Raw genomic sequence first — 21,991 nt, 5'->3', positions numbered from 1 at the left:
GCAGGTTCTCTACTTCTCGGCCCCGGCCGTCAGGCCGCCGACGAGATAGCGTTCGAGGAAGAGGTAGATCGCGAGGATCGGCAGGGCGACGAGGATGGAGGCGGCGGAGATGTCGCTCCAGTTCGAGATGTACTCGCCCTTCATCGTGGTGATGCCGAGATTGGCGGTCCAGTTGCCCTGGGCGTTGGTCAGGAAGGTGCGGGCATAGGCATAGTCCGACCAGGACAGGACGAAGCCGTAGAGCGCCGTCGCCGCCAGCCCCGGCGCGGAGACCGGCAGGATCACCCGGACCATCGCGCCCAGCGGCGAGCAGCCATCGACCATCGCCGCCTGCTCGAGCTCGCGGGGGATCGTGTCGAAATAGCCCTTCAGCATCCAGGTGGTGAACGGGATGATCAGGGTGGCGTGGGCGAGGATGATCGACCACAGGCTGCCGATCAGCTCGAGATTGCGGAAGATGCCGAAGAGCGGGATCACCAGCAGCGTCGCCGGCAGCATCTTGGCCGTCAGGATGAAGAGTCCGAGCGACTGGCCGCCGCGGACCCGAAAACGCGACAGGCTGTAGCCGGCGAGCACCGAGACGACCATGGAGAGACTCACCGCCCCGATCGCCGCCAGCGCCGAATTGCCGAGCCAGAGCAGGATCGGCTTCTCCGCCATGATCTGGCCGAACACGCCCCAGCGCGGTTCGCTCGGCCAGAAGCTCGGCGGCAGTTGCCGAAGCTGGCTCGGCTCGGAGAGCGCGGTGACGACGAGCCAGTAGATCGGGAAGACCAGGATGGCGCAGGTCAGGACGACGCCGGCATAGAGCAGGGCGTGACGTGTCGTTTTCCGTCTCATCGCCGCCTCCTCAGATATTGTCCGGCGCGCGGGCGATCATCAGCCGGCTCGCGATCACGCAGACGATCAGGGTGATGACGCCGATGGCCGAGGCGTAACCCATCTTGAAGAAGCCGAAGGCCTGCTCGTAGGTCATGATCGAGAGCGACTGCGTCGCCTTCAGCGGCCCGCCGCCGGTCAGCACGTAGATGATCGAGAAGTCGCGGAAGACCCAGAGCATCACCAGCACCAGCGTGACGCCGATCACCGGCATCAGCGAGGGGATGGTGATGTAAAGCAGCCGCTGCCAGGCGCGGGCGCCGTCGACCTTGGCGGCGTTGTAGAAATCCTCGGGGATCGACTGCAAACCGGCCAGCATCATGATCGAGACGAAGGGATAGCCCTTCCAGACCATCACCGTGCAGACCACGGCGAAGGCGGCCTCAGGCGAGGAGAACCAGTTGATCGTCTGGTCGACCAGGCCGAGCCTGATGAAGAGCCAGTTCATCAGGCCGAAGGAGGAATCGAACAGCCAGGCGAAGATCACGACCGCGATCACTTCCGGGATCGCCCAGGGCAGGGCGACGAGCAGCCGCGCCAGCGCCTGGCCCTTGAAGCGATTGTTGACCAGCAGTGCCGTGCCGAGGCCGAGCAGGAAGCAGAAGAACGAGACGATGGTGACGAGCTTGAACGTCACCCAGCAGGCGTTCCAGAAATCCTCGGAGGCGAAGAGCCGCTCGTAATTGGCGGTCGTGAACGGCCGGCGCGGCTGGTCCAGCCGGGCGATGTTGACGTTCTGGAAGGAGAGATCGACCGAGACGAACAGCGGATAGACGATGATCAGCGCGATCAGCAGCACCGCCGGCGCCAGCAGCAGATAGCCGAGCCAGTGCCGCCGGCTCGGGCGGGCGAGATCGAGAAAGGCTGATCGGGGCATGGTGCCTCCTGGCCGAAGCGCGTCATTCTCGGGCGGAGCGAAGCGCAGACCCGAGAATCTCATGACGAGAGCGCGCTGGTTTCCGAGATGGCCGGGTCAAGCCCGGCCATGACGGCACTCCGGTCACTGCTTCTGCAGTGCCTCGGCCTTGGCCTGCATCGTCGCCGCCACCGCCTTCGGGTCGAGGTCCTGGATGATCATGCGCTGGGATTCTTCCATGACCATCTTGGCGAACTCGTTGAACTGCAGCTCCAGCCCCTTCGGGATGCGGTCGACCTTGGCTTCGGCCGCCGCCTTGGTCGCCTGCACCAAGAGGTCGAAATGCGGGGTGTCCTTGGTCGCGGCCGAGGTGTCGGCGCGCGGGCTGGGCGGCGGCGAGGCGCCGAGCGTCGCATAGCTCGACTGGAACTTGTCCGAGGTCGCGATCGCGATGAAGTCCCAGACCAGCTTCTTGTTCTCCTTCGGCGCATCGGCGGCGATGCCGAGCACGTTGGAGGAGCCGCCGACCGGCGGCTTGAACGGCACCATGCCGAGCTTGATCTGGTCCTTGGCCTTGCCCTTCTGGATGATCGGGTAGAGCCAGGGCCCGTCCGTCTTCATCGCGATCTTGCCGTCGGCGAACATCTGGCGGACCTCGCCGGCCGCCAGATCGCGCGGGGTCAGGCTGGTCTTGACGATGGTCTTCCAGCGCGACAGGCCCTCGATCATCTCGGGCGTGTTGATCGTCACCTTGCCGGCATCGTTGGTCCAGCGCCCGCCGGCATCGAGCGTGTAGTTCATCATCTCGCTCATGTACTGGCCGCCGCCGCCCTTGGTCTCGTGGCCGGTGCCGAACTGGTCGGTGATGCCGTCGCCGTTGAGGTCCTTGGTCAGCTTCTGCGCTGCCGTCAGGAATTCGGCGTAGGTCTTCGGGACAGCAAGACCTTCCTTCTTCAGCAGCTCTTCGTTGTAAGCGAAGATGTAGCCGAAGTAGAGCATCATCGTGCAGACGGTCTGCTTGTTCCAGGTGCAGGTGTCTTGGCCGGCCCAGCCTTTGAGGTCCAGTTTCGCATCCTTGATGTAGCTATCGAGCGGCTCCAGCCAGCCATTATCGGCGAATTTCTGGAACTCGAAGGAGGCGAGGTGGACGATGTCCGGCGGCTTGCCGCCGGCGAACAGCGTCGTCATCGTGTCGGCATAGGCGCCGCGCTCGACCTTGGTCCATTCGATCTTGACGCCGGGATGAGTCGCCTCGAACTCCTTGATCACCGAGCCCCACCAGTCGCCGACGCCGCGCTCGTCCTTCTGCCAGGAGACGAACTTCAGCACCTTGCCCTGCGCCCAGGCGGCGCCGGGGACAAAGCCGGCGGCGAGCGCGAGCGCAGCCGCGGAGAATGCAAGCTTCTTCCTCGTCATGGTCTCCTCCTCCCTTGGTTCTTGTCGCTAAAGCCGCTTCAGCAGCTTGAGCGCTTCCTTTGACGGCTCGACGCCGAGGCCGGGCCCGCTCGGCAAGCGGTAGAAGCCGGCGCTGCAATCCATGTCGCCGAGGAGCAGCCGCCGGTTCGGCTCGAAGATCGAGTGCTGGAATTCGTGGCACTCGACCGCGGCGAGCGCCGATGACGCGTGCAGGCTCGCCGCCAGGAACAGGCCGATGCCGATGGTGGCGTGTGGGATGACGCGAAGATGATGCGCCTGGGCATAAAGGCCGATGCGCATGAACTCGGTGACGCCCTTATGGCCCATCTCCGGCTGCACGATCGCGCAGGCACGGCGCGCGGCGCGCGGTACCAGATCATAGACCGTGCGCCATTCCTCGCCGGCGGCGACCGGCGTCGAGACTTTGGACGCCACATGGGCGAGGCCGTCGAGATCCTCCGGCTTCACCGGCGCCTCGGCGAACCAGAGCCCATGCGGCTCCATCGCCCGGATCGCCGCGACAGCCTCTTCGCCGGTATGGACCCAGTGCATGTCGCAGGCGATGCGCGCCTGCGGGCCGAGCCGCTCGCGCAGCGTCCTGATCTCGGCGATATTGCCATCATCGGCGACAGGGGCAGCGAACTTGAAGCTGTCGAAGCCCTTCGCCTGCCATTCCGATGCGAAATCCGCCCGCTCCGCCCGGGTCGGCTTGGGCAGGCCGGAGATGTAAGCTGGCAAGCGCTCGTGCTTCTGCCCGCCGAGAAGCTTGACCAAAGGTAGGCCGGAGAGCTTGCCGCAGAGGTCCCAGAGCGCGATGTCGATAGCGGCCAGCGCATCGAGATAGAAGCCGCCGGTATAGCCGCGCACCCGCATCAGATCGTAGAGGTCGTCATGGATGATGCTGACGTCGCGCGGATCGCGCCCGACGACGAAGGGGCCGAGCAGGTCGTCGATGATCGCCATCGCGGCGCCCGGCGCGACGATGCCATAGGTCTCGCCCCAGCCGACCGCACCACCCGCCGTCTCGATCCGGACGACTACGGTCCGGTCGACGGTCGGATAGACTGTGCGGTTGCCCTTACGGACGATGTAGCCGTGATCGTTGATGCGCTCGCCCTCGCGCAAGGCGCCGAGATAGGGCGTCTCGCGCGGGATGGTGATCGAGAAGACCTCGACGCGGGCGACGCGCTCCCCCATCACGCGCCTCCGTCGAGCTTGGGTTCACGAGGCTCGACGCTCATCAGCTCGGCGCAGGCCTCCAGCCAGGCGTCGATCTCGGCGACATCCAGCGCATCCATCGGCGGCACCTTCGCCCGCACCACCTGGTTGGTCAGGACGCCGCGCCGCGTCAGCACATGCTTGGTGAAGGCCATGCGGAAATTGAACTGGATCACCAGCAGCGGCAGCGTGCGCATGTAGAGCTCGCGCGCGCGCTCGATCTCGCTGGCGCGATAGGCTCGGTCCATCGCGACATGGATGTCGGCGAGCTCGACCGCCGGCATCGCCCCGCAGGCACCGCGGTTATATTCGTCGATCAGGTAGCGCGCGCCGCCGCCGCCGATCACGCCCTTCAGATGCGCCGGCATGCCGGCCGCGATCGCCGAGATAGCGAGGCCCGAGGGCAAGGTCTCTTCCTTGACATAAGTGATCGCCGGATTGGCGCGGACGATCGCCAGGATCGCTTCGGGCTTGAGGTCGGAGCCGCGCGGTGCCGGGGCGTTCTGCAATACGATCTCGAGGCCGGGCACTGCCGCGGCGATCTCGCTATAGAAAGCGGAAACGGCCTCCGTCGTCGTGCCGACGCTCTTCGGCGCCTGGATCATGACATGTCTGACGCCGTTGGTGAGGGCTTCGCGGCAATGCGAGATCGCCTCAACCGCGGTCGGCGCGCTCGCGCCGGCGACGATCGGCAGGCGGCCGCCGACCCTGGCGACCACAACCTTTAGCAGTGCCGTCCGCTCCGCCGCGGTGAGTTCGTCCACCTCGCTGGCGAAGCCCGGGAACACCACGCCGTCGACGCCGCAGGCGACGGCGAAGTCGACGATCCCCGCCATCGCCTCGGGGTCGACAGCGCCAGCTTCCGTGAACGGCGTCGGCAACACCGGGAGCATGCCCTGCAGCACTGCGTTCCTCCAATCGATCCATATTATGGATCATTTGTTTTCTAATATGGACCGTACTTCTCACGCTCGGGATCGTCAAGCGCGCATCAAAAAAGCCGCCGGGCATGCGCCCGGCGGCTTCATCGATTTCGCAGCCCTTCGGCGGCGATCAGTGCTTGTGCGCTTCGGCCGGGGCGCGGGCGCCGACGGACTGCACGGAGAATTCGACCGGAACCGCTCCGGCCTTCTCGAAGGTCAGCGTGCCCTTGACCTTTTCGCCTTCCTTGAGCTGGCGCTTCAGATCCATGAACATGATGTGATAGCCGCCGGGCTTCATCTCGACCTTGGCGCCGGGCTTGAGTTCGACGCCCTCAGGCAGGCCGCGCATGGTCATCACGCCATTGTTCATCGACATCTCGTGGATCTCGACCTTGCCGGCGATCTCGCTGCTGCCGCCGAGCAGGCGGTCGGGGGCACTGCCGGTGTTGGTGACCGCGACGTAGCCGCCAGCGACCTTGGCGCCGGCCGGCGTCGCGCGCGTCCAGGGCTGTTCGATCTTGAGCGGGCCGGCCGTGTAGTCCTGCGCGAGGGCGATGCCGCAGCTCAGCGCGAGGGCTGTGGCGGCGAGGGCGAAGCGGAACTTGGTCATCTTGAGGCTCCTTGGGTGATCAAAGCGGGAGTCGGGACTTGGCGAGGTCGGCATTGCGCCGGGCGGCATCGATCAGGGGCTTGCGCCGCGCCAACACGTCGCCGGTGAGCTTGGCGCCGGCCCGTTCGGGCGAGCCGGCGTCGAATGGTGGCTGCGGATCATATTCCAGCACGAGCTGGATCAGGCGCGCCGTCTCTTCATCACGCAATTTGGCCGCGACCGTCAGGCCGAAATCGATCCCGGCCGTGACACCGCCGCCGGTGATGCGGTTGCGGTCGGTGACGACACGGCTGTGCTCGACGCTCGCTCCCATCGCTGCCAGCAGGTCGCGAATGTACCAGTGGCCGGTGGCGCGATAGCCCTTGAGCAGCCCGGCGGCGCCGAGCACCAGCGAGCCCGTGCAGACCGCCGTGACATAGCGGGCCCGGGCGCCGCGGTCGGCGAGGAAGGCGAGTGTTTCAGCATCTTCCATCAGGGCGATGCTACCTTTCAGCCCGCCGGGGATGAACAGGACATCGAGCTCTGCCGGGCAATCGGCATAGCTCGTGGATGGCGTAATCGGCAGGCCGAGATCGTTCGCGACCGGCTGCCGGTCCTTCCAGACCAGATGCAGTTCCGCCCGCAGCAATGAGAACACGGTCAGCGGCCCGATCAGGTCGAGCATCACCATATCGGGATGCACCAGCATGGCGATCCGTGGCGCGCTCGCGCCGGCAGGCTGGGTCAGTGCGGTTTGAGGCAGCCCGGCGAGCAATCCGGAGAGCGCGCTGGTCGCCGCCAGGCCCGTCCAGTCGCGTCGCGTAATGTCACCTGTCATGGCTTGATCTCCACGGTCTCCTTGAGACGGGTCATCTCGAAATCCGAGACCAGGATCTCGAGTTCGATCGTCCAGCGTCCGGCGACGGGAAGCGTCAGATCCCCGACCTGCCAGCTGCCGTCCGACTGCTTGATTGCCTGCCGCTCGATCGGCTCGATGCCGGCCTCCGGCCGCGACAGGGCAAGGCGCAGTTCCTTCGCCGCGAGCGGGCCGAAATCGCCGTCGAGCAGCGAGACGGTGATCGTCACGGGGCCAGCGCGGCCCGGGGTCACGCTGATGTCGGCCATCGCCTTCTCGGTATGGATATGGACGCTGGCGGGCTGCGCCGCTGCCGCAGCGAGGGCGCGCGGCGGCGGCGTGAAGCGCCAGAGCGCGACTACGGCGAGGATGGCGACGATGATCGCGATCTCGGCGGCGATGACCCGGGTCAGCAGCGAGCGGGCGCTCGCCCGCCCCGATACGACCGCGTCCGTCAGCCGGTAGCGGTTGAAGGCGCCGAGGCCGATCAGCGCTGCGACCAGCGCGAGCTTGCCGGTGAGCACGAGGCCATAAGGCGTGGTCAGCAAGGCCTGCGGGCGCTCGACCTGGACGATGGCGAGCGCGAGGCCGCTGAACAGGATAACGAGCATCAGCACGGGAATGCGACGCGAGAAGCGTTGCAGCGCCAGCGACCCATCGGGCTGCCGCAGGGCGAGAGCGAGAGGCAGCAGTGCGCCGGCCCAGCCGGCCATGCCGACCGCGTGCAGGAACACGGCCGGGCGGGTCAGGAATTGCGGTTCGGCGGCGCTGGCGTGACCGCTCGCCGCGAGCGCTGCACCGATGCCGAACCAGCCGAGGGCTGCGAGCAGGCGTCCGCTTCTGCTGGGGACGAATAGCGCGAGCAGTGCGACGAGCAAAGCGAGCGTCGCGATCAGTGCCGTGCGACCGAAGCTGCTCGCGGCGGCGGCCTGCCAGGCTGCAGGCCGAAGTGCCGCGGAGAGCGGCAGCGCCAGCGCGTCGAGCCCCTGCGCCGCAAAGGCGACCGGCAGCGACAGCAGCCCGAGCGCAAGGAAGCTCGCGATCGGTCGGTGCGCGGCAGCGGACAGAGGGGCGACCCAGGCCATGAAGGCCACGCCGCCAATGCCGAAAGCGAGGCCGAGATAAAGCCCAAGTTTGCCGAGCCAGAGCGCGATGCGGACGGCCGTCTCGGTCTGGCTTGCGGCGATGGCAGGCGCTGCGCTCGGTGCACCCACCGAGAACAGCACCGAGCCGCCGACGGGATGGCCGTCCTCGGAGACGACGCGCCAGCTCAGCACATGCGTGCCTTGCCCGAGATCGGCCGGCGGCGCGATCGAGAGCGTCCGGTCCGAGAGTGTGAAGCGCGTCAGCGCGCGGCTCGTCCCGTCCGGGCTGATCAGTTTCAGCACCAGCGGCGAGACCGGCTCGCTGAAGCTCAGGCTGAACGCATCGGGAGCGCCGGCGACGACCGCGCCATCCGCCGGGACGGTTTTCGTCAGCGCTGCGTGCGCCAGTGCTTGCCCCGCTGTCGCGAGCGACGCGACGGCGAGGCCGAGCAGGATGAGAAGGAGACGAAGTTGCCGGGTCATGGCGGGACGGCGGCCGGGCGAAAACCCGGCCGCGCTCGCTCACTTCTTCGGGGTCAGCTTCACGCCCGGGGCCGGGAACTTGTAGTCGTCCGCCGACTTGCCGGCCGCCGGGATCTCGATCCAGCGCTCGACCGCGCCGCCCTCGCATTCTTGGATGATCGGCACGTAGAGCGTGGTCTCCGGCTTGAGGTCGGCGGTGAGGTAGGCGCGCAGGACGAACTCGTCATAGTGCTCGTCGAGCAGCTTGCCGCCGCTCCAGCTGACCTCGGTGACACCCTCGGCCGTCGGCGTGCCGTAATAGTCGTAAGCCTTCTCGTACTTGCCCTTGGTCGTCTCCAGCGTCCAGCCGGGCTTGGGCATCGGCTTGACCGCGATGACACCCTCGGGGATGCGGACGCGGACCTTGGTCGTGGCCGCGCCCTTGCAGCCATGCGGCACGCGCAGCACCGCCTTGTAGGTCGAACCGACCGGGGCCTGCTGGCTCTCCAGCGTGACATGGGCGACGGCCGGGCCGGCAGCGAAAGCCGCGACGAGCGCGGCAAGCGAAAGCGATTTCATCGTCAGGAATCCCTGCGGAAAGGACGCCGGCACGGCCGGCGCAGCCGCGTTCGGCGGCATGGATTTGGAAGGAGAGCGCGAGCCGGCAGGGTGCCGTCGCGAGCGAATGGAGTGGGAAGAGGCCGCTGGCGGCCGTCGGCAAGGAGCAGGCGGCGCAACCGAGCGCGCAGGCCTGTCCTGGTCAGAGGCCGGCGGGAGGTGCGCGCGGATTGGCTGGAGAGCGACCGGCGACGAAGCCGGATGGCAGGTCGAGCCGGCGCTGGAAGGCGACGAGATCGACGGCGCGATGCACGACCGGTAGCGAATTGGTCGGGCCGGCTGGTCCGCCGGCGCTGGTGAAGGCACAGCCGAGCATGCAGCAGCTCATCAGCTCATGCGCCGCGGCGCCGTCGCTTTGGCTCATCGGCTGATCGCCGCCGGCGCAGAGCGTCATCGCCAGCGAGCGGTCGAGGCTGAAGCTCGCCGCATTGGCACCGGAAGCAAGGCCCGCGAAGATCGCCTGCAGCACGACGAGATAGGCCGCGGCCAGCGCGACCCAGCGTCTCATCCCTACTTTGTGGCGCCCTGCGGACAAAACCGGCCCTCCTGCGGCTTCGATAGCATGGCTGCCGGCTGGGTCAATTTGCGTCGATGTCTCAGTGGCCGTGGTGCTCGCATTGGCGGTGGTCGGCCAGCGCCTCGATCACGGCGCAGTCGCTGGCGGCGACACCGCCCGAGCAAACCGTTGCGATCCGGGCGAGTTCCGCCTCCAGCGAGCGCAAACGCGCGATCTTGTCGCGCACTTCCTCGAGATGCTCGGCGGCAATCGCATGCGCTTCGTCGCAGGCCATTCCGGGTGTGTCCGAAAGCCGCAGCAGGGTGCGGATGCTATCGACCGCGAAGCCGAGATCGCGCCCATGCTTGATGAAGGCGAGCCGCTCGACATGGGCGCGGCCATAGCGGCGCTGGTTGCCCTCGGAGCGCTCGGGCTCCGGCAGCAGGCCGACCTGCTCGTAATAGCGGATCGTCTCGACCTTGACCCCGGTGCGCTCGGCCAGCGTCCCGATCGGCACCACGCGCTCAAGGGTTTTTGCCGGCCGCATCATTTTTCCTCTTGAAGCTGTAGTGGCTACAGGTTGTAGGTAGGTGGTCCCGCAACGCTGTCAAGCGGAGACGACGCATGACTACTGCCGCCAAAACCGAAACGGAAACGCTGTCCTGGAAGGTCGGCGGCATGGATTGCGCCAGCTGCGCGGCGAAGATTCGCGGGGCTGTCGAGCGCTTGCCCGGTGTCTCCGATGTGCGTCTTTCGGTGATGTCCGAGACGCTGACGCTTGCTCTCGATGAGAGCCGGACCCGGCGCGACGCCATCGAGAAGCGCGTCGCCAGCCTCGGCTATACGACGGCGGCGATTGCCGCCAAGCGGGCGGCTGAGCCAGAGGCCGCTTCGAGCTGCGGCTGTGGCCACGATCACGGGCCGGCGGACAAGGCGCATGATCATGCGCGCGATCACGACCATGACCATTCGGCCTGTGGAGGACATGGGCACGACCATGCTCATGACCACAAGCACGACCACGGCCACGACCATACCCACGGCAAGGCGAGCAAAGCCGCCGACCACGGCCACGGTCTGCCTGGCCATGTCCATGAGCCGACGCCGGACGGCGTCTCCTGGTACCAGACCGGCAAGGGCCGGCTCGTCCTCCTGACCGGCGCGCTGCTCGCCGGCGCCTGGCTCGCCAAGTTCACGGTCTCCGACACCGCCGCCTACTGGGCCTTCGTCGTCGCCTGCGTGATCGGCGTGGTGCCGGTGGCGCGGCGCGCCTTCGCGGCGGCGGCTGTCGGCCAGCCCTTCACCATCGAGATGCTGATGACGATCGCCGCGACCGGCGCGCTCGTCATCGGCGCGGCCGAAGAAGCGGCGCTGGTCGTCTTTCTCTTCGCTGTCGGTGAGGTTCTCGAAGGCGTCGCCGCCGACCGTGCCCGGGCCTCGATCCGGGCACTCGGCGATCTCGTGCCCAAGACGGCCCTGGTCGAGGAGAATGGCGAGACCCGCCAAGTCGATGCTGCCGCGTTGAAAGTCGGTCAGATCGTGCTGGTGCGCCCGGGCGATCGCATCCCGGCCGACGGCGCGATCAGCGACGGCATCTCCGGCATCGACGAGAGCCCGGTCACTGGCGAATCCGTGCCGAAGACCAAGGGGGTCGGCGAACAGGTCTATGCCGGCTCGGTCAATCGCGAGGCGGCTTTGCGCGTGCGCGTCGAGAAGGCGGCTGCTGACAACACCATCGCTCGCATCATCCGCCTGGTCGAAGAGGCCCAGGAGGCCCGTGCGCCGACCGAGCGCTTCATTGACCGCTTCTCGCGCATCTACATGCCGGCGATCGTCGGCCTCGCCATCCTGGTCGCACTGGCGCCGCCGTTGGCATTCGGTGGCGAATGGTCGGTCTGGATCTATAGGGCGCTGGCGCTGCTGCTGATCGGCTGCCCCTGTGCGCTGGTCATCTCGGTGCCGGCCTCGATCGCGGCGGCGCTCTCGACCGGCGCGCGCCAGGGCCTGCTGCTCAAGGGCGGCGTGGTGATCGAGGCTGCCGCCCGCACCGGCGTCGTCGCCTTCGACAAGACGGGAACGCTGACCGCGGGCGAGCCACGCGTCACCGAAATCGTTGCGCTCGGCCATGACGAGCGCAAGGTGGTCGAGCTCGCTGCAGCTGTCGAGACCGGCTCCAGCCATCCGCTGGCGCTCGCCATCCTCGCCCGCGCCAAGGCGGATGGCGTCCCGGTGCGGCCTGCGGCCAATGCCGCGGCACTGGCCGGCAAGGGCGTCACCGGCGAGCTCGATGGTGTCGCCATCTTCGTCGGCGCGCCGCGCCACGCCAAGGATCGCGCCAGCTTCGACGCAAGTGCACTGGAAGCGGTCGAGCAGCTCGAAACGGCCGGCAAGACCGTCGCCGCCGTCATCGCCGACGGCCATCTCGCCGGCCTGATCGCCCTGCGCGACGAGCCGCGCGAGGACGCTGCCGCCGCCATCGCCGAGCTCAAGGCGCTCGGCGTCCGCTCGGTGATGCTGACCGGCGACAATGCCCGCACCGGCGCCGCCATCGCCGGCTCGCTCGGCCTGGAGCACAAGGCTGAATTGATGCCGGACGACAAGGTCACGGCGATCAAGGCTCTGTCGCGCGAGGCGCCGGTGATGATGGTCGGTGACGGCATCAACGACGCCCCGGCGCTGGCCGCCGCCAATATCGGCGTCGCCATGGGCTCCGGGACCGATGTCGCGCTTGAGACGGCCGATGGCGCCGTGCTGAAAAGCCGGGTGCGCGACATCGCCGCGATGATCCGGCTGGCGCGGGCGGCGATGGGCAACATCCGCACCAATATCGCGCTCGCGCTCGGCCTGAAGGCGGTGTTCCTGGTCACCAGCGTGCTCGGCTATACCGGCCTCTGGGTCGCGATCCTCGCCGATACCGGCGCGACCGTGCTGGTCACCGCCAATGCGCTGCGCCTGCTGCGCTTCAACGCCGGCAAGGCCGGCTGAGGAGGCGGCCGATATCCGGCATGGAGATCGCTAGCTATCTGATGGCCGTCGTCTACGTCGTCAGCTTCTTCGTCCTGTCGACGCTCCTGGCGGAGGAGGCCGGTCGCCCGGTCTGGCTCTTCGGCAGGGGCAAGGAGAAGCAGACGCTGCCGGCGCTGCTTTTCCGCCTCGCCTTCGCCGGTGCCGTGCTTTGGCCGCTCTGGCTCGCCGCCTTCGGCAATCCGGTAAAGGACGATCCGCTGGCGGCGGCGCTGGACGGGCCCTGGTTCGACGTGCTCGGCCATCTCCTCGTCGTCATCGGCACCGGGGTCGCGCTGTTGTCGCAGCGCGCCATGGGCTCTTCCTGGCGCATCGGCGCGGCAGAGGGCGAGCAGGGCGCGATCGTCGACAGCGGCCCTTTCGCGATCTCGCGCAACCCGGTCTTCCTCGGCCAGGCCCTGCTGTTCATCGGCCTCTTCATCGTCCTGCCGAGCCTCGTCCAGGCGGCGCTGACTCTGGCGCTGCTGATCGCGATCAGGCTGCAGGTGGCGATCGAGGAGCGCGTGCTCGCCGCCTCGCTCGGTCAGCCCTATCTCGCCTACAAGACCCGCGTCCGGCGTTGGCTCGGCGTCAGTGGCGCCACTGCGGGAGAGGCCGCATGAGCTGGTCGCGCAGGCTAAGCTTTGCCGTTGCCGTCGCGCTCGCGGCCGCCGGTCTCGATCAGGCCAGCAAGTGGCTGATGCTCGAGATCGTGCTCAATCCGCCGGAGCCGATCGCGCTCACGCGCTTCCTCAGTTTGCGCCTCGGCTTCAACACCGGCGTCAGCTTCGGCCTATTCCGCGACACGCTCGAAGCCTGGCCCGGCCTGCTCGGGCTGTTCAAGTTCGCGGCCGGCCTCGGCCTGCTGGCCTGGGCGGCGTTCGCCGGGCACCGGCTCGAACGCATCGGCTTGGCGCTGATGGCGGGCGGGGCCTTCGGCAATGCGATCGACCGTTGGCGCCAGGGCGCGGTCACCGATTTCCTCGACCTGCATTGGGGCGACTGGCACTGGCCGACCTTCAACGGCGCCGACATCGCACTGAGCTGCGGCGTAGCGCTGATGCTGCTGGCCGCGCTGCCGGTGATGAACCGGGCGCCGGCCCAGCGCACGAACGGAGCATCCTGATGGGCGCCGGACATTCGCATGGCGGCAGCGCCGGCACGGCGGCGGGGCGGCACAAGTCGCGCCTCGCCATGGCCTTCGGCCTGACCTTCTCCTTCATGCTCGCCGAGGTGATCGGCGGCCTATGGACTGGCAGTCTCGCGCTGCTGGCCGATGCCGCGCATATGCTGGCCGATGCCGGCGGGCTTGCCCTGGCGCTGGTCGCGATCCGCTTTGCCGAGAAGCCGGCGACGCCGCAGCGGACCTATGGCTATGTCCGGATGGAGATCCTGTCGGCGCTGGCCAACGCCGTCGTCCTGCTGCTGCTGACGATCTACATTCTCTACGAGGCCTATCAGCGCCTCCTTGAGCCGCCGCCGATCCTCGGCGGGCCGATGCTCGCCGTCGCGGTGGTCGGGCTGATCGTCAATCTGATCAGCATGAAGCTGCTCGCCGGCGGCTCCTCCGAGAGCCTCAACGTCAAGGGCGCCTATTTCGAGGTGCTGAGCGACATGCTCGGCTCGCTCGGCGTCATCATCGCGGCCGTGATCGTGATGGCGACCGGTTGGACGCTCGCCGACCCGATCGTCGGCGCCGGCATCGGCCTGTTCATCGTGCCGCGGACCTGGATCCTGCTGAAGCAGGCGGCGCATATCCTGATGGAAGGCACGCCGCCGGAGGTCGACATCGCGCTGCTGGAGAAATCGCTGCTGGAGTTGCCGGGCGTCACCGCCGTCCACGATCTGCACATCTGGACGCTGACCTCGGGCCTCGATGCGATGAGCGCGCATATCGTCGTCGCCGACATGGCGCAGGGGCGTGAGACGCTCGTTCAGGCCAATCGGCTCCTCGCCGAGGAGTTCGGGCTCAAGCACACCACCATCCAGATCGAGGACGAGGCGATCCGCCGGACCGATGGTCACGAGCAGCGCCTCTAGAGCCGGATCCGATCGGATTGGATCAATCTGATCGGTGAATCCGTCTCTGACTTCAAGATTGAGCACCGCAATTCCGACACAGGCAAAGCTGAAAGCCGCATCATGGAATCGTTCATCGCCGCCTTGGTCTCGCTCCTGATCCTCAATCCGATCCAGGGCGCCATCACCAGCCAGCTCTCGGCCCTCGGGATTCCGCGCGACAGCGCCGAGAAGGTCGCGACGTGCGCCCGCGCTGCGGCGCCGACGATCGTGACACGCGTCGGCGAGAATCCGGGCTGGGCTGTCGTCCAGGTCGTCCGCTTCTGGACGGGGGCGGCGACCCCGGACGCCGTGCTCGTCGAGATCGCGCCGCAATGCGCCGGCGCGGTCGAGACGGCCAAGCGCGCCATCGGCCGCTCGGCCTGATGTCTCAGGGCCTGGGACCGGCAGGTTCCGCCGGCGTCGCATGCGCCTGGGGATCGCTCTGATGCCGGCGATCCTCGCTCTCGCGCACCCGCACCACGGTGACGGCGTAGAACAGGATCGCCAGCGCCGTCAGTGATGCCGCGAGCGCAAGGTTTCTTGACCTCATCATGGCGAGGTCAGCGCCCGGCCAGCAGCGGCGCCAGGATCGCGTCGAACTGCTCGAGCGAGAGCGCGCCGACCTCCTTCTTGCCGTTGACGAAGAAGGTCGGGGTCGACTCGACGCCGAAACTCTTGCCGCGCTCGGAGACCTGCTTGATAGCCTGATAGATGTCCTCGCGCTTCAAGCAGGCTTCGACGCCGTCCTTGCCCATGCCGACCTGGCGCATCGCCTGGGTCAGCCCGTCCAGCGGATTGTCGGAGTGGGCCCAGCTTTCCTGCGTCCGGTAGAACATGTCGACGACCGGGTACCATTTGTCCTCGCCGGCGCAGCGGGCGAGCATGAACCCGGCCATCGCCAGCGGATCGAGCGGGAATTCGCGGATGATGAAGCGCACCTTGCCGCTGTCGACATACTTCGCCTTGAACTCCGGCCAAGTCTTCATGTGGAAATTCATGCAGTGATGGCAGGTGAGCGAGGCGTATTCGATCACCGTCACCGGCGCCTCCGCCGCACCGAAGACCTTTTCCGGCAGCGGTCCGGGGTCGAGCAGGGCGGTCGGTGCCTGGGCGAGCGCGGGCAAAGAGAGCGAGCCGGCGAGGCCGAAGGCGAGGGATTGCAAAGCGAGGCGGCGGTCGAGCATGGCGTGATTCCCCTTTCGCCGCCGTTCTGCAACCTGAAGCCACTAGAGCTTCAAGTACTGGGAATCGGGGCGGCGGCAGGCGTTGTTCACGAAAACGTCAATTGAACCTCAACCGGTCTCAGGTTGCAGGGTCGCGCGGGTTCAAACCCGTTCACGAGTCGTTAGCGCCAGACGCCGATAATTTTAGCCATGTCCGATCGCTCTCTCTTCCAGCGTCTCCGGCGCTTCGCTCTGCTCGGCGTCGCCGCCGTTGCCCTGTCGTCCTGTGTCGGGATGGAGGGCGACGGCCGGGGCAACCAGCCTTTGCCGGCTGCGCTCGTCTCGCAGATGTCGAGCAAGGGCATGAGCCAGGCCGACCCGATCGTCGTGCGCCTCTACAAGAAGGAGAGCGAGCTCGAGGTCTGGAAGCGCGACCGCTCCGGCCAATATGCTCTGCTCAAGACCTATCCGATGTGCCGCTGGTCGGGCCAGCTTGGCCCCAAGAAGCGCGAGGGCGACCGGCAGGCACCCGAGGGCTTCTACACGGTGACGCCGGAGCTGATGAATCCGAAGTCACAATACTATCTCTCCTATAATCTCGGCTATCCCAACGCGTTGGAGAAGGCGCAGGGCTATACCGGCTCGGCCCTGATGATCCACGGAGCCTGCACCTCGGCCGGCTGCTACGCCATGACCGATGACGGCGTCACTGAAATCTACGGGTTGGCGCGCGAGGCCTTGGCCGGGGGGCAGCGCAGCTTCCAGGTCCAGGCCTTCCCCTTCCGGATGACGCCCGAGAACATGGCGCGCCATCGCAGCAATCAAAACATCGCCTTCTGGCGCAATCTCAAGGAAGGCTCGGATCATTTCGAGGCGACACGCCAGCCACCGAAGCTGGCGACCTGCGGCGGCCGCTATGTCTTCAACCCGGCCGGCGATGCCTCGGCTTTCGTTCCGGGCGCGCCGTGCCCAGCCTATGAGACCGATCCGGAGGTCGCCTCGCTGGTCTCCGCGCGCAGCGCCCGCGACGACGCGCGTCTTGCCGAGCTCTCCGGCAGTACGCCGGCGATGAGCTATGCGCTGATGGATGGCGGCATGCACCAGAGCTTCCGCAAGATCCTGCGCAATATCGGGCCGGAGCGGATGCAGACTATGGTCGCCGGCAAGGTCGAGATCAGCCAGCCGCAGGCGGCTCTGGCCGATCCCTATGGCGCCGGCGGCGACGATGAGCCGCAGCAGGCATCGGCGACCGGGTCGATCTTGTCGCGTTGACGCCGGGCAAGCCGGCGGCCAGACAAGCGCCATGCCGATCCTCAAGATCATCCGTTACGGCGCCTGGGCTGCCGTCGTCCTCGTGGCCTTCGCCGCCGCCGCAATCACGCTCGGCTGGTGGCGCGTCGATGGACCCGGCCGGCCGGGTTCCGGCACAGCCGTATCGATGCCGCTGGCCGATGTCGGCGGCCCTTTCACCTCGACCGACCATACCGGCCGCAAGGTCTCGCAGGCCGATTATCTGGGCAAGCCGACTTTGGTTTTCTTCGGCTTCACCCATTGCCCGGAGGTCTGCCCGACCACGCTTTTCGAGCTCACCACCTTGCTCGGCAAGCTCGGCCCTGAGGCCGACAAGCTCAACGTGCTCTTCGTCTCGGTCGATCCCGAGCGTGACACGCCGGCGCAGCTTTCGCTCTACCTGCAATCCTTCGATCAACGCATCGTCGGGCTTTCCGGCACGCAGGCCGAGGTCGATGCGGCACTGAAGGCCTTCAAGGCCTATGCCAAGCGCATCCCGACGCAGGACGGCTACACCATGGACCACACCGCCTCGGTCTATCTGATGGATGCGCAAGGCGGCTTCCGCAGCCTGATCGACTATCACGAGGAGCAGGACTCGGCGCTCGCCAAGGTCAGGCTGCTGCTGAAGCGCTGAGGGGCCTCAGCGCCGGTTCATCAGGATCATCTTCTCCTGCGTCATGTCGCGCATGGTGTAGGGGATGCCGCCGGTGCCGTAGCCGGATTCCTTGCGGCCGGCGAAGGGCATCCAGTCGGTGCGGAAGGCGGTGGGGTCGTTGACCATCACCGCCGAAGCGTCGAGCCGCTCGGCGACGTGCAAGGCGACATCGATGTCCTGCGCGAAGACGCTGCCCTGGAAGGCGACGTTGAGCGAATTCGCCCGGGCGATCGCATCGTCGAGCTTGCTGTAGCGATAGACGCAGACCAGCGGGCCGAACACCTCGAGCTGCGAGACCTTGGCATCGGCGGCAGGATCGAGTAGCACGGCCGGCTCCAGCGTCGTCTCCGACAGCCGCTTGCCGCCGAGCGCGAGCCTGGCACCGCCCTTCACGGCCTCGTCGATCCAGCTTGCGACCCGGTCGGCCTCCTTGGGCAGGATCAGCGGGCCGACTTCGGTTTCCTTCAGCGTGGGATCGCCGGTACGCAATTTGGCGACGCGCGCAACCAATCGCTCTGTGAAGGCGTCGGCGATCTCTTCATGCACATAGATGCGCTGCGTTGACACGCAGACCTGACCGGCATGGTAGTAGCCGCCCTTGACCAAGGGCTCGATGATCCGGTCGAGATCGGCGCTGCGGTCGACGATCGCCGGCGCCGCCCCGCCATGCTCCAGCGCCGAGCGCGCGCCATGTGCCAGCTTGGAGTGCAGGTACCAGCCGACCTTGGCCGAGCCGATGAAGCTGAGGAAGGCGATGCGCTTGTCGGTCACGAGCTTCTCGGCGAGCTCGTTGGTCTCCGGCAGGAAGGTCTGGCACCAGGCTTCCGGCAGGCCGGCCTCGTGCACCAGCGCGACGAAGTCGCGGCAACATAAGGGCGTCGTGCTCGCCGGCTTGATGATCACCGGGCAGCCGACCGCGATCGCCGGCGCGACCTGATGGACGATCAGGTTGAGCGGGTGGTTGAAGGCCGAGATCGCCGCGACGACGCCGATCGGCTCCTTGGTAGTGAAGGCCCAGCGGTTCACGGCCGCCGGCGTCAGCCCCATCGGGATCTCGCGTCCGCCGAAATTTCTGAGTTCGTCGGCGGCATTGTGGACGCCGTCGATGGCGCGGGTGGTTTCGACGATGGCATCGGGCAGCGGCTTGCCGCCTTCGCGCGCGATCAGCCGGGCGAAATGGTCGCGCTTGGCGTCGAGCAGGCCGGCGAGCTTGCGCAGGATCGCGATCCGCTCATGCGGCTTTAGCCAGCCGCCGCGGTCGCGGAAGACCTTGTCGGCCGCCGCCAGCTTGGCTTCGAGCGCCGCGGCATCGTCGGTGGCGATCTCCTCGATCGGCGCGCGATCATAGGCCTGGACGACCTGCAGCATGATGATCTCCTTCGCTTGGTCTCGGCTCAGGCCAGCTCGATATCCGGCGTCTTGTTGCGCAGCTCCTCGACGAGCACGCGGGTGTTCTCGGAATAGTCGATCGGCACCTCGACGAGATGGACGCCGCCACCCTTGAAGGCGGCTTCCAGCGTAGGCACCAGCTCGGCCGCCGAGCCGACGCGCGAGCCCTTGGCGCCATAGGCCTGCGCATAGCGAACGAAATCGGGATTGCCGAAGGTCATGCCGTAATCCTGGAAGCCGTCGACGGCCTGCTTCCAGCGGATCATGCCATAGGCGCTGTCGTTGAGGACGACGACGACGAGGTTGAGGCCGAGGCGGACGGCGGTCTCCATCTCCTGGCTGTTCATCATGAAGCCGCCATCGCCGCAGACCGCCATCACCCGGCGCTTTGGATGCAGCATCGCCGCCATCATCGCCGAGGGCAGGCCGGCGCCCATCGTCGCCAGCGCATTGTCGAGCAGCAGCGTATTGGCGACATGGGTGCGGTAGTTCCGCGCGAACCAGATCTTGTACATGCCGTTGTCGAGGCAGACCATGCCGTCCTCCGGCATCACCGCGCGGATGTCATGGACGATGCGCTGCGGCGTGATCGGGAAACGGTCTTCCTCGGAGCGGTCGTTGAGATGGGCGAGGATCTTCTGGCGCAGTTCCAGCATGACCGGATCTGCCTCGAGCCGGCCGCCGAGCCGCTCCGCCAGCGCCGCGACGGTCGCGCCGATATCGCCGATCACCTCGGCGTCGGGATGATAGACCTGCTCGACCGTCGCCGACTGGTAGCCGATATGGATCACCTTCGGCCCGCCGGCGCTCTTCATCAGGAAGGGCGGCTTCTCGACGGTGTCGTGGCCGACCGCGATGATCAGGTCGGCCCGGTCGATCGCCTGGTGGACATAGTCGCCCTCGGACAGCGCCGCCGTGCCCAGATAGAGGTTCGAGCCGCCGGTGACGGCGCCCTTGCCCATCTGGGTGTTGAAGAAGGGCAGCTTCACCCGGCGCACAAAATCGGAGAGCGGCTCGACCAGCCGCGGCCGGTTGCCGGCGGCTCCGATCATCACCAGCGGCCGCTTGGCGGCGAGGATCATCGCGGCCGCATGGGCGATTGCCTGCGGATTCGCCACCGGCCGCTCCAGCGGATGCACCGGGATCAGCGGCACGTCGGCAACTTCCTCGCCGGCGATGTCCTCCGGCAGTTCGAGATGCACCGGGCCGGGCCGCTCCTCCATCGCGACGCGGAAGGCATCGCGCACGACCGCCGGGATGCTGGCGGCGCTGACGATCTGTCGGGTCATCTTGGTCAGCGGCTTCATCGAGGCGACGACGTCGACGATCTGGAAGCGTGCCTGCTTGGCGCTCATGATCGCCTTCTGGCCGGTGATCAGGATCATCGGCATGGCGCCGAGATGGGCATAGGCCGCGCCGGTCGAGAAGTTCAGCGCGCCCGGGCCGAGCGTCGCGATGCAGACGCCCGGCCGCCCGGTCAGCCGGCCATGGGTCGCGGCCATGAAGGCGGCGGCCTGCTCGTGCCGGGTCAGGACGAGCTCGATCTTCGAGGTCCGGAGCGACTCGACGACGTCGAGATTCTCCTCGCCGGGAACCCCGAAGATGCGATCGACGCCCTCATTCTCGAGAGCAGCTACCAGGAGATCGGAACCCTTTGTCATTGCCATCGCCTATCCGGAACGTCTCGATACCGGGGAAGGTAGGCTTCCTGTGCGCGAAGGGAAAGCTGGCGCATGGCAGGGTTGCTAGCGCGGCAGGGAGGTTCCGATGCCGGCGGCGCGGGCCTTCTCCAGGACGAGATGCGCGAGCGCGAGATCGGCTAGCGCAAAGCCACGAAAGCAGAACAGCGAGCGCTTTGCCCCGGCATCGGCGAGCGGCGCCTGCAAGAGCGCGGCGAGGTCATGGCCGAAGCGGACGCTGGTCACCGGCTGTCCGTCGACATCATAGGGCGCCTGCGACTGGGCGAGGCTGTCGGTTGCCAGGATATCGAATGCGGGCAGCGCCTCGGGCAGCCAGCTGCGGCCGGTGTCGACGGCGGCGGCAAAGGCGGCGTGCTTCATCCGCCCTGCATCGAGGAAGGGGCGCAAGCCCGGTGCTGCCGGCACCATGGAGATGACGAGGTCGGCTCGGGCGAGGAGCGCATCGGCGTCGTCGACGATCTCGCTGGCGAGGCCCCGCGCCGCGGCAGCCTCAGCCAGGCGTTCGGCGGAACTGCGGCTGCGGCTCAGCATCAGCGCGGTCGAAAGGCCGGGATAGAGTTCGTGGAAGGCGGCGAGGTGGGCATGAGCCTGCAGGCCGCAGCCGACGAAGCCGATGGTGCGAGCTTCAGGTGGGGCAAGCAGTGAGGCCGCGGCGGCCGACATCGCCGCAGTCCGGACCAGCGTGATCTCGTCGCCGTCGAGGATCGCGAGCGGGGCGCCTGTCGCATAGTCGCTGACGCAGATCAGCGCTCTCACGCTCGGCACGCCGCTGCCCGGCTGCGACGGCGCGGAGGCGACCCATTTCACCGTAGCGATCGCCTGGGCTTCCGATGCCGCCGTCATCGCCTGGAAGGCATGGCCGGGTCCGAGCGCGAGCGCGCTCTTCGGCAAGCTGCGGTTTCGCCCGGCAGCATGATCGCGGAAGGCGCGCAGTACCGCCTCGCGCGCCTCGCGCGGTGTCACGGCGCAAGCTTCGACGTCCTCGTGCGAGAGATAGAGGAGGGAATTACTCATCGCTCGGACTGCTCCATGACGGACAGACAAATGGGCCGGAACGCCCATGGGACTGGGTATGAGCACCGGAGAAGCGGCGGGCAAGGCCGAGGCGAGCTGATCGTATCGAGTGGCTCCCTCAGGGAGCGGGGGGACAGGAGGCACGATTTGGCCGAGGCGGGGCCGGTTTGTCAGGTCCCATTTGCCGGGTAAGATATAAGTCATTGAAAACGCTTCATTTCTCGATCGAAATCCATTTTTGTCGAAAAACTTTCATGAGGTGTGTTGACACCAGAACCGGCCTCCCCCTATAAAGCGGCCATCGAGACGGCGCCG

General features: G+C 67.2%; 23 protein-coding genes. 7 read left to right on the top strand and 16 right to left on the bottom strand.

Annotation, left to right across the window (positions count from 1 at the left end; all coding sequences use genetic code 11):
* Nucleotides 1–9 precede the first annotated feature (9 nt).
* From AC3WLC_RS22400 to AC3WLC_RS22350, 11 genes are all read right to left on the bottom strand, one after another.
* Nucleotides 10–840, bottom strand: a complete 831-nt coding sequence (locus AC3WLC_RS22400) for a carbohydrate ABC transporter permease (RefSeq protein WP_493686129.1) — start codon at nucleotides 838–840, stop codon at nucleotides 10–12.
* A 10-nt stretch (nucleotides 841–850) separates the two neighbouring features.
* On the bottom strand, nucleotides 851–1,756 hold the full coding sequence (locus AC3WLC_RS22395; RefSeq protein WP_493686128.1) for a carbohydrate ABC transporter permease: 906 nt from the start codon (nucleotides 1,754–1,756) through the stop codon (nucleotides 851–853).
* Between the two features lie 123 nt (nucleotides 1,757–1,879).
* On the bottom strand, nucleotides 1,880–3,151 hold the full coding sequence (locus AC3WLC_RS22390; protein ID WP_493686127.1) for an ABC transporter substrate-binding protein: 1,272 nt from the start codon (nucleotides 3,149–3,151) through the stop codon (nucleotides 1,880–1,882).
* Nucleotides 3,152–3,178: 27 nt separating this feature from the next.
* Nucleotides 3,179–4,348, bottom strand: a complete 1,170-nt coding sequence (locus AC3WLC_RS22385) for a mandelate racemase/muconate lactonizing enzyme family protein (protein WP_493686126.1) — start codon at nucleotides 4,346–4,348, stop codon at nucleotides 3,179–3,181.
* Entirely contained in the window at nucleotides 4,348–5,262 is a 915-nt protein-coding gene (locus AC3WLC_RS22380; RefSeq protein WP_493686643.1) for a dihydrodipicolinate synthase family protein, read from the bottom strand. The genes AC3WLC_RS22385 and AC3WLC_RS22380 overlap by 1 nt, the downstream gene beginning before the upstream one ends.
* A 160-nt stretch (nucleotides 5,263–5,422) precedes the next feature.
* Nucleotides 5,423–5,902, bottom strand: a complete 480-nt coding sequence (locus AC3WLC_RS22375) for a copper chaperone PCu(A)C (protein WP_493686125.1) — start codon at nucleotides 5,900–5,902, stop codon at nucleotides 5,423–5,425.
* A gap of 19 nt (nucleotides 5,903–5,921) precedes the next feature.
* Entirely contained in the window at nucleotides 5,922–6,719 is a 798-nt protein-coding gene (locus tag AC3WLC_RS22370; protein WP_493686124.1) for a DJ-1/PfpI family protein, read from the bottom strand.
* A complete protein-coding gene (locus AC3WLC_RS22365) occupies nucleotides 6,716–8,305 on the bottom strand; it encodes a copper resistance CopC/CopD family protein (protein ID WP_493686123.1) in 1,590 nt (529 codons plus the stop codon). Before AC3WLC_RS22365 ends, AC3WLC_RS22370 begins: the two co-directional genes overlap by 4 nt.
* 39 nt (nucleotides 8,306–8,344) lie before the next feature.
* Nucleotides 8,345–8,863: a YcnI family copper-binding membrane protein gene (locus tag AC3WLC_RS22360; protein ID WP_493686122.1), complete on the bottom strand. Its 519-nt coding sequence runs from the start codon at nucleotides 8,861–8,863 to the stop codon at nucleotides 8,345–8,347.
* A gap of 181 nt (nucleotides 8,864–9,044) precedes the next feature.
* On the bottom strand, nucleotides 9,045–9,410 hold the full coding sequence (locus AC3WLC_RS22355) for a hypothetical protein (protein WP_493686121.1): 366 nt from the start codon (nucleotides 9,408–9,410) through the stop codon (nucleotides 9,045–9,047).
* Nucleotides 9,411–9,498: 88 nt separating this feature from the next.
* Nucleotides 9,499–9,918 (bottom strand): MerR family transcriptional regulator, encoded by a 420-nt coding sequence (locus tag AC3WLC_RS22350; protein ID WP_493686642.1) that lies wholly within the window; start codon nucleotides 9,916–9,918, stop codon nucleotides 9,499–9,501.
* A gap of 104 nt (nucleotides 9,919–10,022) precedes the next feature.
* On the opposite strand from AC3WLC_RS22350, the gene AC3WLC_RS22345 reads away from it, so the two are divergent.
* The 5 genes from AC3WLC_RS22345 to AC3WLC_RS22325 all read left to right on the top strand — a co-directional run bounded on the left by AC3WLC_RS22345 (nucleotide 10,023) and on the right by AC3WLC_RS22325 (nucleotide 14,846).
* Nucleotides 10,023–12,383, top strand: coding sequence for a heavy metal translocating P-type ATPase (locus AC3WLC_RS22345; protein WP_493686120.1), 2,361 nt, complete (start codon nucleotides 10,023–10,025; stop codon nucleotides 12,381–12,383).
* A gap of 20 nt (nucleotides 12,384–12,403) precedes the next feature.
* Complete coding sequence (locus AC3WLC_RS22340; RefSeq protein ID WP_493686119.1) at nucleotides 12,404–13,024, top strand: methyltransferase family protein; 621 nt, start codon at nucleotides 12,404–12,406, stop codon at nucleotides 13,022–13,024.
* The gene (lspA, locus tag AC3WLC_RS22335) at nucleotides 13,021–13,527 is read left to right on the top strand and encodes a signal peptidase II (RefSeq protein WP_493686118.1); all 507 of its coding nucleotides are present in this window, start codon (nucleotides 13,021–13,023) and stop codon (nucleotides 13,525–13,527) included. The genes AC3WLC_RS22340 and lspA overlap by 4 nt, the downstream gene beginning before the upstream one ends.
* Complete coding sequence (locus tag AC3WLC_RS22330; protein ID WP_493686117.1) at nucleotides 13,527–14,441, top strand: cation diffusion facilitator family transporter; 915 nt, start codon at nucleotides 13,527–13,529, stop codon at nucleotides 14,439–14,441. Before lspA ends, AC3WLC_RS22330 begins: the two co-directional genes overlap by 1 nt.
* A gap of 102 nt (nucleotides 14,442–14,543) precedes the next feature.
* The gene (locus AC3WLC_RS22325) at nucleotides 14,544–14,846 is read left to right on the top strand and encodes a hypothetical protein (RefSeq protein WP_493686116.1); all 303 of its coding nucleotides are present in this window, start codon (nucleotides 14,544–14,546) and stop codon (nucleotides 14,844–14,846) included.
* 4 nt (nucleotides 14,847–14,850) lie between these two features.
* Here AC3WLC_RS22325 and AC3WLC_RS22320 read toward each other — a convergent pair whose 3' ends face one another.
* Together AC3WLC_RS22320 and AC3WLC_RS22315 are read right to left on the bottom strand one after the other, a co-directional pair.
* Nucleotides 14,851–15,015, bottom strand: coding sequence for a cytochrome c oxidase system small membrane protein (locus AC3WLC_RS22320; protein WP_493686115.1), 165 nt, complete (start codon nucleotides 15,013–15,015; stop codon nucleotides 14,851–14,853).
* Between the two features lie 7 nt (nucleotides 15,016–15,022).
* Nucleotides 15,023–15,646 (bottom strand): DsbA family protein, encoded by a 624-nt coding sequence (locus AC3WLC_RS22315; RefSeq protein ID WP_493686114.1) that lies wholly within the window; start codon nucleotides 15,644–15,646, stop codon nucleotides 15,023–15,025.
* Between the two features lie 189 nt (nucleotides 15,647–15,835).
* On the opposite strand from AC3WLC_RS22315, the gene AC3WLC_RS22310 reads away from it, so the two are divergent.
* Complete coding sequence (locus tag AC3WLC_RS22310) at nucleotides 15,836–16,897, top strand: L,D-transpeptidase family protein (RefSeq protein ID WP_493686113.1); 1,062 nt, start codon at nucleotides 15,836–15,838, stop codon at nucleotides 16,895–16,897.
* A 31-nt stretch (nucleotides 16,898–16,928) separates the two neighbouring features.
* The gene (locus AC3WLC_RS22305; RefSeq protein ID WP_493686112.1) at nucleotides 16,929–17,552 is read left to right on the top strand and encodes an SCO family protein; all 624 of its coding nucleotides are present in this window, start codon (nucleotides 16,929–16,931) and stop codon (nucleotides 17,550–17,552) included.
* A gap of 6 nt (nucleotides 17,553–17,558) precedes the next feature.
* On the opposite strand, the gene AC3WLC_RS22300 is transcribed toward AC3WLC_RS22305, so the two are convergent.
* The 3 genes from AC3WLC_RS22300 to AC3WLC_RS22290 form a co-directional block, all read right to left on the bottom strand.
* Entirely contained in the window at nucleotides 17,559–18,941 is a 1,383-nt protein-coding gene (locus tag AC3WLC_RS22300) for an aldehyde dehydrogenase family protein (protein WP_493686111.1), read from the bottom strand.
* Nucleotides 18,942–18,967: 26 nt separating this feature from the next.
* On the bottom strand, nucleotides 18,968–20,623 hold the full coding sequence (locus AC3WLC_RS22295) for an acetolactate synthase large subunit (protein ID WP_493686110.1): 1,656 nt from the start codon (nucleotides 20,621–20,623) through the stop codon (nucleotides 18,968–18,970).
* A gap of 84 nt (nucleotides 20,624–20,707) precedes the next feature.
* On the bottom strand, nucleotides 20,708–21,676 hold the full coding sequence (locus AC3WLC_RS22290) for an ornithine cyclodeaminase family protein (RefSeq protein ID WP_493686109.1): 969 nt from the start codon (nucleotides 21,674–21,676) through the stop codon (nucleotides 20,708–20,710).
* Between the last annotated feature and the right edge of the window lie 315 nt (nucleotides 21,677–21,991).

The sequence above is a fragment of the Allobosea sp. GW821-FHT03A12 genome, assembly GCF_058986765.1.
Note: the sequence above shows the minus strand (reverse complement) of the source record. Positions and strands in the feature narration are given on the sequence as shown.